This window comes from Paraburkholderia sp. NMBU_R16, from assembly GCF_013282575.1.
GTDB lineage: Bacteria > Pseudomonadota > Gammaproteobacteria > Burkholderiales > Burkholderiaceae > Trinickia.
The window spans coordinates 37,365-53,148 of sequence record NZ_JAAAYE010000013.1 but is presented as its reverse complement, the minus strand read 5'-3'; the positions used below and the strand labels follow the sequence as shown (position 1 = coordinate 53,148).

At 63.7% G+C, this 15,784-nt stretch carries 17 protein-coding genes; 8 read left to right on the top strand and 9 right to left on the bottom strand.

From position 1 onward, the window contains the following. Position 1 precedes the first annotated feature (1 nt). The 4 genes from rsfS to rng are packed head-to-tail and all read left to right on the top strand — an operon-like array spanning position 2 to position 3,136. Positions 2 to 484, top strand: a complete 483-nt coding sequence (gene rsfS, locus GWC77_RS08875; RefSeq protein WP_173256538.1) for a ribosome silencing factor — start codon at positions 2 to 4, stop codon at positions 482 to 484. Positions 485 to 504: 20 nt separating this feature from the next. Continuing rightward, positions 505 to 975, top strand: coding sequence for a 23S rRNA (pseudouridine(1915)-N(3))-methyltransferase RlmH (gene rlmH, locus GWC77_RS08870; RefSeq protein WP_173256537.1), 471 nt, complete (start codon positions 505 to 507; stop codon positions 973 to 975). 43 nt (positions 976 to 1,018) lie between these two features. Then, a complete protein-coding gene (locus GWC77_RS08865) occupies positions 1,019 to 1,654 on the top strand; it encodes a nucleoside triphosphate pyrophosphatase (RefSeq protein WP_173256536.1) in 636 nt (211 codons plus the stop codon). Between the two features lie 18 nt (positions 1,655 to 1,672). Then, the gene (rng, locus tag GWC77_RS08860) at positions 1,673 to 3,136 is read left to right on the top strand and encodes a ribonuclease G (RefSeq protein ID WP_173256535.1); all 1,464 of its coding nucleotides are present in this window, start codon (positions 1,673 to 1,675) and stop codon (positions 3,134 to 3,136) included. Positions 3,137 to 3,252: 116 nt separating this feature from the next. On the opposite strand, the gene GWC77_RS08855 is transcribed toward rng, so the two are convergent. Both GWC77_RS08855 and GWC77_RS08850 read right to left on the bottom strand, forming a co-directional pair. Continuing rightward, entirely contained in the window at positions 3,253 to 4,191 is a 939-nt protein-coding gene (locus GWC77_RS08855; protein WP_173256534.1) for a PLP-dependent cysteine synthase family protein, read from the bottom strand. Between the two features lie 72 nt (positions 4,192 to 4,263). Continuing rightward, positions 4,264 to 4,548: a putative quinol monooxygenase gene (locus GWC77_RS08850; protein ID WP_254366887.1), complete on the bottom strand. Its 285-nt coding sequence runs from the start codon at positions 4,546 to 4,548 to the stop codon at positions 4,264 to 4,266. Between the two features lie 166 nt (positions 4,549 to 4,714). Here GWC77_RS08850 and GWC77_RS08845 point away from each other — a divergent pair, with 166 nt between their 5' ends. After that, complete coding sequence (locus tag GWC77_RS08845; protein WP_173256533.1) at positions 4,715 to 5,671, top strand: GlxA family transcriptional regulator; 957 nt, start codon at positions 4,715 to 4,717, stop codon at positions 5,669 to 5,671. 84 nt (positions 5,672 to 5,755) lie between these two features. On the opposite strand, the gene GWC77_RS08840 is transcribed toward GWC77_RS08845, so the two are convergent. Then, positions 5,756 to 5,983 (bottom strand): hypothetical protein, encoded by a 228-nt coding sequence (locus GWC77_RS08840; protein WP_173256532.1) that lies wholly within the window; start codon positions 5,981 to 5,983, stop codon positions 5,756 to 5,758. Positions 5,984 to 6,141: 158 nt separating this feature from the next. On the opposite strand from GWC77_RS08840, the gene GWC77_RS08835 reads away from it, so the two are divergent. Together GWC77_RS08835 and GWC77_RS08830 are read left to right on the top strand one after the other, a co-directional pair. Continuing rightward, positions 6,142 to 6,300 (top strand): hypothetical protein, encoded by a 159-nt coding sequence (locus GWC77_RS08835; protein WP_173256531.1) that lies wholly within the window; start codon positions 6,142 to 6,144, stop codon positions 6,298 to 6,300. A gap of 81 nt (positions 6,301 to 6,381) precedes the next feature. Then, complete coding sequence (locus GWC77_RS08830) at positions 6,382 to 6,708, top strand: hypothetical protein (protein WP_173256530.1); 327 nt, start codon at positions 6,382 to 6,384, stop codon at positions 6,706 to 6,708. A gap of 48 nt (positions 6,709 to 6,756) precedes the next feature. On the opposite strand, the gene msbA is transcribed toward GWC77_RS08830, so the two are convergent. After that, on the bottom strand, positions 6,757 to 8,538 hold the full coding sequence (msbA, locus tag GWC77_RS08825; RefSeq protein WP_173256529.1) for a lipid A export permease/ATP-binding protein MsbA: 1,782 nt from the start codon (positions 8,536 to 8,538) through the stop codon (positions 6,757 to 6,759). A gap of 190 nt (positions 8,539 to 8,728) precedes the next feature. Here msbA and GWC77_RS08820 point away from each other — a divergent pair, with 190 nt between their 5' ends. After that, positions 8,729 to 9,523, top strand: a complete 795-nt coding sequence (locus GWC77_RS08820; protein WP_173256528.1) for a glycosyltransferase family 2 protein — start codon at positions 8,729 to 8,731, stop codon at positions 9,521 to 9,523. A 3-nt stretch (positions 9,524 to 9,526) separates the two neighbouring features. Here GWC77_RS08820 and GWC77_RS08815 read toward each other — a convergent pair whose 3' ends face one another. The 5 genes from GWC77_RS08815 to waaC all read right to left on the bottom strand — a co-directional run bounded on the left by GWC77_RS08815 (position 9,527) and on the right by waaC (position 15,659). Continuing rightward, positions 9,527 to 10,702 carry a glycosyltransferase family 9 protein gene (locus GWC77_RS08815; protein WP_173256527.1) on the bottom strand — a complete coding sequence of 392 codons (1,176 nt, stop codon included), beginning with the start codon at positions 10,700 to 10,702 and terminating at the stop codon, positions 9,527 to 9,529. Positions 10,703 to 10,727: 25 nt separating this feature from the next. Next, on the bottom strand, positions 10,728 to 12,017 hold the full coding sequence (locus GWC77_RS08810; protein WP_173256526.1) for a glycosyltransferase: 1,290 nt from the start codon (positions 12,015 to 12,017) through the stop codon (positions 10,728 to 10,730). Further along, on the bottom strand, positions 12,004 to 13,260 hold the full coding sequence (locus tag GWC77_RS08805) for an O-antigen ligase (protein ID WP_173256525.1): 1,257 nt from the start codon (positions 13,258 to 13,260) through the stop codon (positions 12,004 to 12,006). The genes GWC77_RS08810 and GWC77_RS08805 overlap by 14 nt, the downstream gene beginning before the upstream one ends. After that, the gene (locus GWC77_RS08800) at positions 13,257 to 14,384 is read right to left on the bottom strand and encodes a glycosyltransferase family 9 protein (RefSeq protein WP_173256524.1); all 1,128 of its coding nucleotides are present in this window, start codon (positions 14,382 to 14,384) and stop codon (positions 13,257 to 13,259) included. The genes GWC77_RS08805 and GWC77_RS08800 overlap by 4 nt, the downstream gene beginning before the upstream one ends. Before the next feature lie 261 nt (positions 14,385 to 14,645). Beyond that, a complete protein-coding gene (gene waaC / locus GWC77_RS08795) occupies positions 14,646 to 15,659 on the bottom strand; it encodes a lipopolysaccharide heptosyltransferase I (protein WP_173256523.1) in 1,014 nt (337 codons plus the stop codon). Positions 15,660 to 15,784 lie beyond the last annotated feature (125 nt).

The window sequence follows — 15,784 nt, the reverse complement described above, 5'->3', positions numbered from 1 at the left end:
CATGGATATTCGCAAACTGCAACGCGCGATCGTCGACGGCCTCGAAGACGTCAAGGCGCAAGACATACGTGTCTTCAATACGACCCATCTGACCGAGCTCTTCGATCGCGTCATCGTGGCGAGCGGCACCTCGAACCGGCAGACGAAGGCGCTGGCCTCGAGCGTTCGCGACAAGGTGAAGGAAGCCGGCGGTGAAATCGTCAGCACGGAGGGTGAGGACATCGGCGAATGGGTGCTCGTCGATTGCGGCGACGCCGTCGTCCATATCCTTCAACCCGCGCTGCGGCAGTACTACAACCTCGAAGAGATCTGGGGTGACAAGCCTGTGCGCGTGAAGCTCTCGAGCCCGAACCCGTTCGCCGGCGCGCGTGCGAGCGAGCCGCTCGGAGACGAGGAGGACGAAGGCGACGACGAGGACCCGACCGACACCCGGCCAGCGCCTGCTCGCAAAACGACGGCAAAGCGACGCGGCAAGCCGTCGTAATCCCTTTCGCGCGCTTCGGGATGAAACTGCAGATACTCGCGGTCGGACACAAGATGCCGGGGTGGATAACCAGCGGCTTCGACGAATATGCGAAGCGGATGCCGCCCGAGTTGCGTATCGAGTTGCGCGAGATCAAGCCCGAACCGCGCACGGGCGGGCGAACGGCGCAAAGCGTCATGGCGGCCGAGCGTCAGCGGATCGAGGCGGCCCTGCCGAAAGGGGCGCGCATCGTCGCCCTCGACGAACGCGGGCAGGACTGGACTACGATGCAACTGGCCGCAGCCCTTCCGGGCTGGCAGCAGGAAGGCCGCGACGTGGCGTTCGTGATCGGGGGCGCCGACGGTCTCGCGCCGGAGCTGAAGGCGCGAGCCGAACTGATGCTGCGCATATCCAGTTTGACGTTGCCGCACGGCATGGTGCGCGTGCTGTTGGCCGAACAGCTTTACCGCGCGTGGAGCATCACGCAGAATCATCCCTATCACCGCGTCTGACGCGCCGTCTCGGGAGCGCGCCGGCGCATCACGAGAACGACAAATGCCTCCATCGACGTCCGGCTCTTCGCTGTACCCCTTCATCTATCTCGCTTCGCAAAGTCCGCGCCGACAGGAACTGCTCGGTCAGCTCGGCGTGCGCTTCGAACTCTTGCTACCGCGGCCCGACGAAGACGCCGAAGCGCTCGAAGCCGAACGCGAAGGCGAGCCGGCCGAGCAATACGTGCGCCGCGTGACCGTCGCGAAAGCCGAAGCGGCCCACGCGCGCCGCGTCGCCGGCGGCCACCGCACCGCGCCCATCCTCGTGGCCGATACCACCGTGGCAATCGACGGCAGGATTCTCGGCAAGCCGACCGACGTCGAGCATGCGGTGACGATGCTTACACGCCTCGCCGGGCGCGATCACGAGGTGTTGACTGCGATCGCGATCGTCGACGGTACCGGTGAATTGCTGCCCCCCGCGCTTTCGCGCTCGGTCGTGCGTTTCGCCTCGACCACCCTCGATGCGCTACGCCGCTATGCGAGCACGGGCGAGCCGCTCGGCAAAGCCGGTGCGTACGGCATTCAAGGCCGCGCAGCCGAGTTCATCGAGCATATCGACGGATCCTATTCGGGTATTATGGGTCTGCCCCTTTTTGAGACGGCTGCGTTGCTGCGCGCGGCACGTGTCGACTTCTAAGGCGTCCGAAGGCTTCCGATGAACGAAGAGATTCTGATCAATGTCACTCCGCAGGAAACGCGCGTCGCGCTCGTCCAGCAAGGCGCCGTGCAGGAACTTCACGTCGAGCGCACGGCATCGCGCGGGCGCGTCGGGAACGTTTATCTCGGTAAGGTCGTGCGGGTGTTGCCAGGGATGCAATCCGCGTTCATCGATATCGGTCTCGAACGCGCGGCGTTCCTGCATGTTGCCGATATCTGGCAGCCGCGCGCCGCGGGCGAACACGGGGGGCCGCTGCAGCCGATAGAAAAGACGGTGTTCGAGGGCCAGACGCTGATGGTCCAAGTGATCAAGGACCCGATCGGCACGAAGGGGGCACGCCTGTCGACGCAGGTCAGCATCGCGGGCCGCACGCTCGTCTATCTGCCGCAAGAGCCGCATATCGGCATTTCGCAGAAGATCGAAGACGAAGCGGAGCGCGAGGCCATTCGCGCGCGCTTGACCGCAGTGCTGCCCGCCGACGAAAAAGGCGGCTATATCGTGCGCACGATCGCCGAAGATGCCACGAGCGAAGAGCTGGCCGGCGACGTGGCCTATCTGCGCAAGACCTGGGCGACGATCGTGGCCCAGGCCCAACGCCTGCCGCCCACGAGTCTGCTCTATCAGGACCTCAATCTCGCACAGCGCGTATTACGCGATTTCGTCAACGACGAGACGACGCGGATTCAAGTCGATTCGCGCGAGACTTATCAAATGCTCGTGGAATTCGCGACCGAATTCACGCCGGCCGTCAGTGCGAAGCTCAATCACTATGTCGGCGAGCGGCCTTTGTTCGATCTTTATAACGTCGAAACGGAAATTCAACGGGCGCTGTCGCGGCGCGTCGATCTGAAGTCCGGCGGCTATCTGATGATCGATCAGACCGAAGCGATGACAACGATCGACGTGAACACCGGCGGCTATGTCGGTGCGCGCAATTTCGACGATACGATCTTCAAGACCAATCTCGAAGCCGCGCACACGATCGCGCGGCAACTGCGGCTGCGCAATCTTGGCGGCATCATCATCATCGACTTCATCGACATGGAAAACGCCGAACATCGCGATGCCGTGCTCGGCGAGCTGAAGAAGGCGCTGTCGCGCGACCGCACGCGTTCGACGGTCAACGGCTTTTCGCAACTCGGGCTCGTCGAGATGACGCGCAAGCGCACGCGCGAATCGCTGGCGCACGTGTTGTGCGAACCGTGCCCCGTGTGTCAGGGCAAAGGGCAAGTCAAGACCGCGCGCACCGTCTGCTACGACGTGCTGCGTGAAATCCTGCGCGAGTCCCGGCAGTTCAATCCGCGCGAGTTCCGCGTCATCGCCTCACAGCAAGTCATCGATCTTTTTCTCGATGAGGAATCGCAACATCTCGCGATGCTGATCGATTTCATCGGCAAGCCTGTGTCGCTGCAGGTCGAGTCGAACTTGAGCCAGGAACAGTACGACATCGTTCTGATGTAGCTCCATGGAGAGCCATTGAGTTCCGGAAGGCTGATCTCGGCGGCGCAGGTCGAAAACGTGGGCACCGTTGAGCGGCCGTCTGGAGTGCTTTCGGCAACCGATGTCCACGTAGGCGCTTATTGCTCTTTGCGATATACCTCGGTGCTCAGGTATCGAAGTCCGGAATCGATCATGATCGTTGCGACCGTCGCGCCGGGACCGAGGCGCTCTGCCACGCGTAGCGCGGCGATGACATTGAGTCCCGACGATATGCCGGCGAAGATGCCCTCCTCACGGGCCAGGCGGCGGCACATTTGGGCCGCTTCCTCGGTGGTCGCAGACTCGATGGCATTCACTTTGTCCGGCCGCCAATGCGGCGGAATAAAGCCGATGCCAATGCCTTCAATCCTGTGAGAACCTTTCGATCTACCGGACAATATGGCTGATTCGGCAGGCTCGACAGCAGCAACGTAAAGATCGGAATTCCGTTTGCGCAGGGCGTCCATCACGCCGTTGAGTGAGTGAGCAGAACCTACCGACTGGACGAGCGCATCGACCTTGCCCTCAGTCTGATTCCAGATCTCCTCCCCCATCGAATGATAGCCACTCGCCGCGTCCCGATTGTTAAGTTGATCAAACCACCAATGCTGCGGCTCCTGGCTGATCCGCTGAGCGGTGTCGATCATCTTTCTGATCAATTCCTCGGTGATTTGCCTGTTGACGCTTGGGATGGAGATGATCTGTGCACCGAAAGCCAAGGTGGTTCGGGTCTTTTCTTCGCTAAACGCATCCGAGGTCACGATCTTGAGTCGATACCCCTTGGCAGCACAGACCAACGCCAGCGAAGCTCCGGTGGAACCTCCCGTGTACTCGACGACGGTGCTTCCCGGCTGCAGTCTTCCATCCGCTTGTGCTGCTTCGATTGCGGCCCGGGCCATCCTGTCCTTCATATTACCGGTCGGATTTGCGCCTTCCAGTTTGACGACAACACGACCACAGCCGCGCGGCACCACTCTCCGGAGCTCGACCAGTGGCGTGTTACCGATAGCTTCGAGTACATTCGTGGCGATTTTCATGAACTGCCTCATTTCAGAGTGCAACAAGATGAAGGACTATCCCTCGTCACATGCAGCGACGGTCCCGCCACCTCAGTCTGCGAATACGGTCTGCTTCACCCCGAGCACCTCCATTGCCTCGATGGTGGGCGGCACGGCCAATAGTTCGGCAGTCTTGGCCATCAGGGCCCGCGCGATCGGTCCTTGCAGATGCGTCTGCCGGCCAGCCTCATCGGCAAACGCATCAAAAATCGCAAAGGTGGTCGACGATATCCGCAGCGCGAACCACAGCGGTGTGGTGTGCTCCTGGTTGGCCAGCGCCAGTCCCGTAGCGAGAAATTCGGCAACCGCCTCCTCCTTGCCCGGCTTGGCTTCCAGCCTGGCGAACTACGCATACTTCAGCATGACTGCGCTCCGATAAAAGTCTTCCGGGCCCCGACCGCTCGCGCAGCGATGCGATGAGCGCCGGGGAACGTGAGCACTTTACAGGCGCCCCGAGCTACTCGAAACTGTCACGATTGACATTTTTAATAGCGATCGCGCCATGAATATCGCCATCCTCGCGCTAGATGGGTGCTTCGATACCGGACTCAGCAGCGTTCTTGATGCCCTGGCTACGGCCAACGAACTGGCGCAGTTGATGGACATTCAAACTACCGGCTATCAGGTGAGCGTCGTGGGCATGCGCCGCGAGGTCCGTACCGCACAAGGCCTGCGTATCCCCGCGACGCCTTACCGCCAAAGCACTGAGCCGGACTGGGTGATCGTCCCCGCGTTGGGCTACAAGATGCCGGACACGCTGGTGCCGGCACTCGATCGCCCCGACGTGTGCGATGCCGTGGTCGCGCTGCGCGATTGGGCTCGGGGCGGGGCAAGAATCGCTGCGGCCTGCATCGGCACCTTTGTGCTGGCGGAAAGCGGCCTGCTCGACGGCGGTGAGGCGACTACAACCTGGTGGCTCACACCGCTGTTCCGTCAACGCTATCCGCGCGTGCGCCTCGATGCGCACCGCATGATCATCCCTAGCGGCAAGATGTTGACGGCCGGTGCGGGTTTTAGCCACGTCGACCTGGCGCTCTGGCTGATCCGCCAGAACAATCCCGAACTGGCCAGTTTGGTGGCGCGCTATCTAATCGTCGATAACCGCCCCTCCCAGGGCGCCTATATGATCTCGGAACATCTCGCGCACGCCGATCCACTGATCGAGCGCTTCGACCACTGGGTGCGCGACCGTCTTGATCAGCCGTTGACGCTGGACGCTGCCGCGACGGCCCTTGCGATCAGCAAGCGCACCCTGACGCGCCGCATGCGCGACACAATTGGCAAGACCCCGATCTCGTACATTCAGGACTTGCGCATCGAACGTGCCGTACATCTGCTGAGGACCAGCGTCCACAGCGTGGAGCGCATCGCTGGGATGGTCGGTTACGCAGATGGCACAACCCTGCGCACCCTGCTGCGGCGTCGCCTGGGGCGGGGTGTACGGGAATTGCGGCGATAGCCGGGTCACTCATCGTTCGAAGAGACTAGAGAACTGTACGACATCGTGCTGACGTAGCGCCGCCGGGGTTGCCCGCTTGCGGGCTCAATGGCGTCCGTGCCAGCCGCCGTGACGATGGTGGCCGCCGCCGCCGAACACGCCAACGATGCCGACCGACGGTCCGGCGTAGTAACCGGGCGCATAGTAGCCCGGCGCGTAATACCCCGGTGCGTAGTAATACCCCGGATCGTAGCCGTAGTAGGCCGGCCCCGGATCGACCACGCAACCGGCCAGCCCGGCGGCGAGCAAGACGGCAACGATTGATCTGACCATGATATGTCCCCTTCGTACAGCTTAGAGCGCGTCGTCGCGCATAGCGTTCGAGAGGACTTGTGTCATCCCGTTACAGACGTAACGCGGCCAGTCCCTCAGCCCCCCGTTCGCAAATCACCTAGAATTGACTGACGCAGGTGAGTCATCGGGAGGTCCTCATGGCCCAATCGATCGAAAGCATCGTGACCGGCCTCGTCTTACTGATTGCCGCCGTCGTCATCGTGGCGTCGCACTATCAACGCGAGCACCGCCGTGAACGATGGCTCGGCCGCACGAGCGGTCATCGCCTATGGGATAGGGTTCGGCATCGGCACTGAGACCCGCGCGGCAACGCAACATTTGCGGCCGGCGCGGCAACCGCGCTGTCGCCCGACCGCTCCTTGCAGGGAGACGGTGCCATGTCTGATGAAACCCTCGCGTGGCGGATGACCGAATACGAAGGCTTCGAAATCCATGTCGCCACGCCACTGAAGGAACCGGAAGCTGCGCCGGCTGCAGGCCGGTCATCCGTGGCCTCGTCACCTTATACGTACATCGGTTACGTCTGCCATCCGGGCGCCGACCCGAAATTACCCGGTCACGCCGTTCCGTTTCATGCCGATGGCGAGGAAGCCTTCGAGAGCGAAGCCGCGGCGTGGGAAGAGGCGGTGCACATCGGGCGCAGCATCGTCGACGGCACCCATCCCGATCTCACCGTCTTACCGCTCGTGACCGGTGGTGTCTGAGCGTGGGCGGGAGGGTATGAGCGTTTCGAGCGAGCGGTCATACCCCGCTCAGGCGGCCTGCTGCTGGTACTGGATGCGATGCAGATGCGCGTAAAGGCCATCGCGTCGCAGCAGATCCGCATGGCTGCCCTCTTCCGCGATGCGGCCCGCTTCCATGACGAGAATGCGATCGGCCCGCTCGATCGTCGAAAGCCGATGCGCAATCACGAGCGTCGTACGGCCTTCCATCAGCGTCTCCAATGCGGCCTGCACATGGCGCTCGGACTCGGAATCGAGCGCTGAGGTCGCTTCGTCGAGAATCAGGATCGGCGCATCTTTGTAGATCGCCCGCGCAATCGCGAGACGCTGCCGCTGTCCGCCCGAAAGCCGCATGCCATTGCCGCCGATGACGGTATCGATGCCGTTCGGCATGGCTGCGACGGCATCCGCCAGGTTGGCCGCCCGCAGCGCCGCGTCGACGCGCTCGCGATCGGGCGTCTCGCCGTACGCAACGTTAGCCGCGATGGAGTCGTTGAACAGCACGACGTCCTGGCTCACCATCGCCATCTGCGCGCGCAAGGCGTGAATGTCGTATTCGGCAATCGGCACACCGTCGACGAGAATCGTTCCGGCGGTCGGATCGAAAAAGCGCGGCAACAGGTTGACGAGCGTCGTCTTGCCGCTGCCCGACGGCCCGGCGAGCGCCACCATCTCGCCCGGCGCCACTTTGATCGAGACGTTTTTAAGAATCGGCTGATCGGTGGTGCCGTAGGAGAAAGATACGTCGCGGAACTCGATCTCGCCGCGCGAGGTCGGCAGCTCGCGGGTACCGCCGTGGGGCTCGGCCGGCTCGTCGATGAGGCCGAAGATCAGCTCGGCTGCGGTCATACCGCGCTGCAGCGGCTGATTGACGTCGATCAGATGCTTGAGCGGCGAAATGACGAGCAGCATGGAAGTGACGAATGCGACGAAGCCGCCCACCGTCGTCTGGTCGTTTGCCGATTGCACGACTGCAATCGTAATGACGATGGCAAGCGCGATCGACGCGAGGAACTGCGTGAGCGGCTGCGCGAGACCGCCGGAGACCGTCATCCGCATGGCATAGCCCCTCAGGCGTTTGCTCATTTCGGTGAAACGATCGATTTCGTAAGGCTCGCCGTTATGGACCTTGACGACTTTATAGCCGCCCACCGTCTCTTCGACGATATAGGAGAGTTCGTTGGTGAGCGTTTGTTGCTCGCGTCCGAGACGGCGCAAACGCCGGTTGATCTTGCTGACGATCCAGCCGATGCCGGGCAGGATCACCGCCACGATGAGCGTGAGCCGCCAGTTCAGATAAAACAGGTAGCCGAGCAGGAAGACGACCGTCAGCGTATCGCGCACGAGCGTCACCATCACGCCGGTCAGCACGCTCAGGATCTGATTGACCTCGAAGACGATCGCGTTGATGACGGTGCTTGCCGTCTCCCGCTGAAAGAACGATGCGCTCGTGTGGATCATCCGCTCGAACATCGTGAGCCGCAATTGCAGCAAGATGCGGTTCGACACATACGAGAGCAGATACCCGGACGCATATTGCGACACGCCGCGTACGAGCGCGAGCCCGATGACGGCCAGGGGCACGAGCCATTTCGCGCTCACACTCGCCTTCGCGCCGAAACCGTGGTCGAGCAGCGGCTTGAGCAGCGCGGGGATGCCCGCGTCGGTCGCGGAGCTCACGCCCATTGTGACGACCGCCAGCAGCACGACCCACACGTTCGGTTTGATGTACGGCCAAAGCCGTTTGAGCACGGATGCGGGCGACGTTCCGCTCTCGCCTATCGCCTTGCGCAGGGTGTTTTCGGTTTCCAACTGATTCCTTCGCCCGTTCCTTCGTTGCCGTGCCCGTATGCGCGCGAGAGCGCGTGCAGCCTTCAAAACCGGTGCATTATAGCTGCCCGGCCGCCGGCGCGCGGCCGCGGGGCGCCGACACCCGAAGCATGCGGGACCTTCGAGACACGCTCCGGACTGTATACTCCGCTCACTTTCCACGACGCGACCCATGCCCGCCGTGTCCGCCACGAACCCGCCCCCAGCCCGTCCGACGCTCGGCGTCGCCATCATCGCGCTCGACAGCGAGGCGCGCCTCGCGCAATGCCTTGATGCCGTGGCATTCGCCGACGACATCGTCGTCGTCGACGGCGGCAGCCGCGACGCCACGGTCGCCATCGCGCGAGCGCGCGGCGCGCGCGTGCTCGTCGAGACGGATTGGCCCGGCTTCGGGCCGCAGAAAAACCGTGCCGTCGCAGCGCTCGACACCGACTGGGTGCTATCGATCGATACCGACGAGATCGTGTCGCCCGAGTTGGCCCGTTCGATCGACGAAGCGCTTCGCGCGCCGCGCGCGAGCGTCTATGCGGTGGACCGGCTCTCGAGCTTTTGCGGCGACTGGATCCGCCACAGCGGCTGGTATCCGGACTGGATACCGCGCTTGTTCAGGCGTGATGCCGCTCGCTTTTCCGACGATCTCGTTCATGAGCGCCTCGTCTTCGATGGGCAGGCCGAACGGCTCGAAGGCAAGCTGCTGCATTACTCGTACGAAGACTTCGAGACGGTGCTGCGCAAGCTCGATGCCTACTCGAGCGCCGGAGCACGCCAGCGTTTCGCCGCAGGCGAGCGCGGAGGGCTGGGCGTGGCACTCGCGCGCGGACTGTGGGCCTTCGTGCGCACGTATGTGCTGCGCCGCGGCTATAGCGACGGGCGCGCGGGCTTCATGATCGCGGTGTTCAACGCGCAGACGGTTTATTACCGGTTCGTCAAACTCGCGTGGCTGGCGCGGCAAAACGAGCGGCGCTGAGGTTCAGCCGCGTTCGACCGGGAGGCGAACCAGCGGCTGTGTGTCGCCAGCGGCTGATGCAGTCGGAAGACCGAGCATGAGCTTCGCCGCATCGATTACCCGCTTCGCGTCGAGTTCGGTCAGACAGCGGCTCTCGCTCGCGAGGTGCCGCTCGCACCCTTCCGCCTTGCATGGCACACAATCTCCCTCGCCTTGCAACAGGAACACGTTGCCGCGGCGGCCCGACCCGCGCAGCGGCCAGGGTTCGTTGCCGGCAGGCCAGTCGCGCGGCCACGGCCCCCAACGACAAGGATTTGACGGCCCGAACAGCGCCACCGTCGGTGTACCGCACGCGGCGGCGATATGCGTGACACCGGTGTCCGGCCCAACGAAAAGTACGGCGCGCCTGATCATTTCGGCGGTCTCGCCAAGGCTCAATTGGCCGACGAAGTTCATGACCGGCTCGCCCGCCGACTCGGCAATGCGTCGCGCGTACTCGACCTCGGCGGACGCCGGCCCGCCGCTCAGCGCAACGACAAAGCCCTGGGTGCGCAGCCAGTCGATCAGTTGCAACCATCCTTGCGCATGCCACTGCTTGTAGGCAAACATCGGATAGGGATGGACGACGACAAGCGGACGCGGCGGCGTGCCACGGCCTGCCGCGAACCGGGCGTCGAATGCGGCCCGGCGGATAGGATCGTCGCCGATCCCCGGAGCCACCACCTCGCCCACCGGTGCGACGCCGAGAACCGGCGCCAGGGCAAGATAGCTCGTCACCGTATGAACGCGCCGATGCTCGTCCGGCGCCAGACGATGCAACAAAAACCGGGTCGCGCGTTTTGGACGATCGGGATCGAAGAGTCCGACACGCCACCGCCCGGCTGCCCAGGCATAAAAACGGCAACGGCTCGAGTCGAGCGTGGCGCAGGCGATATCGTAGCTGCGCCAAAGACGCGCCGCGCTCGCGAGCCGCTCGCGCCACGACGCGCGGCGCGCAACCGTAACGATCTTTCTGAGGTCGGGATTGTGCTCGAGTACACCCTCGGTACCGCGATAGACGATCATATCGATCTCGGCGTTGGGCCACTGTCGCTTGATCGATCGCACCAACGCCGTGGCGAGCAAAACGTCGCCGATGCGCTGGGTGCACACGACGGCGACCGTGCGCGGAGGATTGGGAGGGGCAGCCGACTCGTTCACGACGCGAAGAATGAATTACGCCGGTTCAACCGGCGATTGCGGCCGAACTGCGGCCCGATGCCTCGAAGATACCCGGACAGAATCGCTGCGCGAGCGCGAGCATGCGCGCGTTCGCACTCGACGGCGAAAATGTCCGGACCTTGTCTTGCGCGCGTCGTCTCACGGTATCGCGCAACTGCCCATCGACACTCAAGCGAATCATCGCCTCGCACATGCCGTCCGCGTCGCCCGGCTTCACCAGCAGCCCGGCTTCGCCGCCTTCGAGCAAATCGCGCGGCCCCGTCGGGCAATCGGCCGAGATGACCGGGGTGCCGAGCGCCATGGCCTCGCCGAGAACCATACCGAAGCCTTCGTACCGGCTGCTCAGCACCAGCATCTCCGCAGCGCGAATGTAAGGGAATGGGTTACTGCAAAAACCGAGAAAGCGAACCGCATCGTGAACACCGAGTTCCCTAGCCAATGCCTCGAGCGAGGCACGGTCAGGGCCTTCGCCGATCAGCAGCAGTTGGCCGATCCCCGGCAATCGCTCACGCGCTTTCGCGTATGCACGCAACAGCGTCCGATGATCCTTTTGCCCTTCGTCGAGGCGCGCAACGGATACGATAAACGGCGAGTCGGGCTTGGGCACGGGTTCCTCGGCGCGCCGACGGATCGAGTCGATCTGAATTACGTTCGGCAGTTCCTCTGCACGCGCCCCGGTGCCGCGGAAAAGGCCGCGCGCTTCCCTCAACATATCCGGCGTGAGCACCGCCACGGCGGCATAACGCTCGAATTGCCGGATACGCCGGGTCCGGTGGCCTACCGACTTGTTTCCGAGTCGGGCGGCAAAGCTGTAATGACTGACGCCGATCCACGGTACGCCCGCCCGTCCGGCAATGTGCCGCAACGAAAGGTCGAAATCGCAAACGATGTCATGCCGGCTCGCGAGCTGCAGGAAACGCCTCGCGACCAGGGGGCGGATCGCGGCATGCGTACTCAGCTTATGCACGAGCTTCTCGAATTTACCAAGCTTGCGATACCGCTGCGCCTGATGCAATACATGGCTCCAGCGCGACCGCGCGAGGACATGCACCTTTACGTCCGGGGGCAACGAATGCCCGCGCCAGAAATCGAGATCGTCAGTCGGGTACGCCACCGACACCGCCGGGACGAAGCATCGCCTGTCCAATGCATTGATCCATGCGAGAAGCGCCGTCTCGGTGCCTCCCCGCCCGAAATCGTTGATATGGAAGAGAATGCGTACCGGACGCACGGGGCGGGCGGCATCGCCCCGTGCGTCGCTCCCTCCCAATGCGCCGGCGCTAGTTCGATTCATGGCGTCCGCGTTCGCCTGCGCCCAACAGCAGACCAGCGAACGCCCAAAAAGCAAGCATCGTCGTCTTCCACATGAAGTCGTCGGTGAAATTCTTCGTGACCATGCCAACGACGAGCGCGATACCAGCCGCGGCGATACACGGATCGGCTCGCCGCAGCCGCCAGTAGCGCAGCATCAACGCCACGAGCAGCACACTTTGCAACACCACCCCGACCACCCCGCTCTGCAGCCAGGTATTCAGGAACAGATTGTGGGCATGCGTGGGAGCCTGGGGCTCGAGAGCGAGCAGCTCCGGCGGCATGTCTGAACGCAGCGCCAAGCCCGGCAACGGTTTGCCGAATCCTACACCGAGCCAGGCATGACGAAGCGCCTCGCGGCCGTAAAAGGCCCAGAGTTTGGGCCGCGTATCGGAGCGGACCGCATCGTCGAACGCCACGAGCGACGGCGGCACCTCGTGCGGCTGCGCGGCCGCTCCGGCCTGACTCGATGCTGCTGCCGCTGCCTGCTCGCCAAAGCGTAACGCGCCACCGTAGATCGCCAGCATCCCGCCAATTGCGGACAAGGCTATCAAAACGGCCAGCGCGTATTGGAGACGTCGCCGATAAATCGGAAAAGCCGCGACGAAAAGCGTCGCTGCAACAGCCGGCCAAAAAAACCGATTCAACGTGGCAAAACCGATAAACACACACAATGCCACGCCCACCAGCCCGAAGGGCCGGGTGCGCTCGCCCATCATGAGCCCCGCGAACAACGGAATCGCAAAAATCGCTAGCGTGCTCGTATGGCCGACGCGCGCGTAGAAATGCAGCGGGAAAGTCTCGGGCGTGGGAGGCTGTAAATGCCCGAGATAGATAGCGCTGATCGCCGCGAGCAGCAGGCAGGCGGCCCAGCACGCCCACGCTGCCCAGACGGGCCGGCCAACGCGTTGCGCGAACAACCAAAAGCCCCAAAACGTGACGAGCGGATACAAAACCTCGTCGAACCATGCGTGCCGGCTCAACGCAGGATAGGCAGACCATGCGACAGCCGCGAGGCTCCATGCCGCCCACAAGCCGATCGGCAAGGCGAGCGGCCATCGAGCCAACGATCGAGGCTCCGACCCGGCAGCGACGGCCACGCCCAGGCCGGTCAGCGCGAGACCCGTATTGATGATTCCCGTCATATGGCCGAACATCGCCGCGAACGCAATGAGCGGACAAGAAAGCCACAGCGAGCGGACAAGCGCCGCGCGGATGTTCGTCATGCCGCCTCCAGTGCGGCTTTCAATGCCTCGTTCACCGCGTCGACGCTGAGCCGTCCCATGCAGCCCGCGTGGTCGCCGCGCCAATCGAGGCAAGTCGTCGTATCGCGATCGCAGCGCCGCACCCAGGCGAGTTCGCGGCGAAAGATACCCGGCTGATTGCGGCACGGCATGTCCGCAATCGTCACCGGCACGAAGGGCGCGGCGCTCCAATAACGTCCGGCCCCATGAATCTGCGCGTTGCCAGGACCGAAAAGCGTGATGGCCGGCGTGCCGATCAGGCGGGCGAGATGCGCCGTTCCCGTGTCCGGGCAGACTAGCGCCCTGGCCCCGGCAAACAAATGCCACAGATCGGCCAGGCCGAGACGCCCTGCGAAATTCAACCGCGACGAATCGGGATCGATTTGCCGGACGAGTTCGGCTTCGCTCGCCCCTCCGCTCCAGACGACACGATAGCCGAGCGCTTCGACACGCGACGCGAGTTCGCGCCAGCGCTCGATCGGCCACCGCTTGACCGCCGTACTCGCCCCGGGGTGCAGCACGACATAGGGCGTATGCGGCCGCAATGAATCGTCGAATATCACGGGCGCGGGCGCAGGCCAGAATTCGGGGCGGTAAAGGGGCGGAGCCTCGCCCGGCACGAGATCGGCCGCGAGATCGGCCCACGCCGCCGGTTGCTCCGGATAGGCGATCAGTTCGTCGACGGGCCAGTTCTTCCATGCCGGTCTGTCGCCGGCATGCGCGACGATCCAGCGGCAGCGCGCAGCGTACGCAAGCCAACTATGACGATTGTCCCCGGTGACGATGCCGAGATCGTAGGGGCCCGAGCGCAACACGTTACTGACGGTACGCGGGTCGCGCGGATCGAACGGCAGGGCATCGAGGCCGAACGGGCGGCCCGCGTAGAGCGGCACGATCGCCTTCGGACAAGCGAGCGCGATTTGCGCGTCCGGATAAAGACCGCGCAGCTTCGCGAGCAACGGCGTGAGCAAAAGCGTATCGCCGAGCAAGAGATGATGCGCAATCAAGATTCGGCGAGGCCGCAGGCACTTGCGGCGAAAAGGCTTGAGCGCGAGCCGCGGCAATGCACGCGCAAAGATCTGAATACGTCCTAACAGTCGACTCATTGGCTAACTAATCCCGCCCCGCCATTCGTTGTGTAGTCCTCGAGGCGAGACACACCGTCGCACCGCAACCAGCGGTCCGTACTGTCGCGGCGTCACTCCTTTATGGGATACGCTCGATGCTCAGGACCCGGCATGGCCGCCGTCGGCCCCGTTCGGAAGCTTGCCAGTATACCGTACGCCGATAGGCCGGATCCCGTCCAACCGCACGGTGCACAACCACCGCCCTCCGGCCTCGGCCAGACGGCGTAACGAGGCACGCGATCAGACCTCGATGCTCGAGGCGGCGATGCGTGGCGTTTGTCCGGTTTCGGCCGGCCGCCATACGGAAGCGACGGCGTCGGCAACTGCGCCGACGGATGGCACGTCGCCCTCGTCTCCGACCGACACCGCGGTACCGGGCAGGCTGACACCGAAATGGCGGCGCGAAGTCGCCGTAAAGATCATGACCGTAGGCTGACGGAGCGCGGCGGCAAGGTGCACGAAGCCGGTATCGGTGCCGACGATGAGCGACGCGAGTTCGATGTGCTGCGCGATTTCGAGCACCGACAGTCGCGGCAGCACGAGCGCATCGGGGATGCCCTCCGCAATGGCGAGGGCTTCGGCATATTCGGCCTGCGAGCCCCAAGGGAGCAGAGCCCGAAGACCCTGGGCCCGCAACTGAATCCCGAGCCGCTGCCAGTGCTGAAGCGGCCACTTCTTGTCATCGCACGAGGTCGCGTGAAAAAACATCGCGAACGCCCCATGCCGGACGGCAGCGGGAATCGCAGCGGGAGCCGGTATCTTCAGGCCGAACCGAGGCGGCGTGTCGATCGAATAGCCGAAAGCCTGCCCGACGCTCTCGCGCAAGCCTTCCCACGCGTTGCGCTCGGCAGGCCGAGCGAATCGCCTCGAATAAGCGAACGCCGCACCTTTTTCGCCCAGGTCCGCCGACCGGTAGCCGTATCGTGCGCGGGCGCGGGCGAGAAACGCAATGATGGCGCTCTTGTAGACGCCGTGCACGTCGATGACCGCGTCATACCGGACGCGCCGTAATTCCGCAATCGATGCGGCGATGCGCTTGAAGTCAGTCAAACCGCGCTGCGACTTGAAACGACGCAAAGGCGCGCAAAGCACACGATCGATCCCCGGATTCCATCGCAAAACCTCTGCGAACGCGGCGTCGGCGGCCCAGTCGATGCTCAGCCCGGGAAAGTTGCGGCGCAAATCGTCCACGAGCGGCTGCGCGTGCACGATATCGCCGAGCGATGTGACCTTCACGATGAGAACGCGATCCATGGCGCTTTCCGGTGGTTTGGGATTGACGGTGCGGATCCGGCCCGCTAGATGAGCGCATGCTCTGCTCTGCTCGCGCATCCTGCCGCCATGCGCGCAACCGCAAAAGTATACTGGATCGGCGAAAC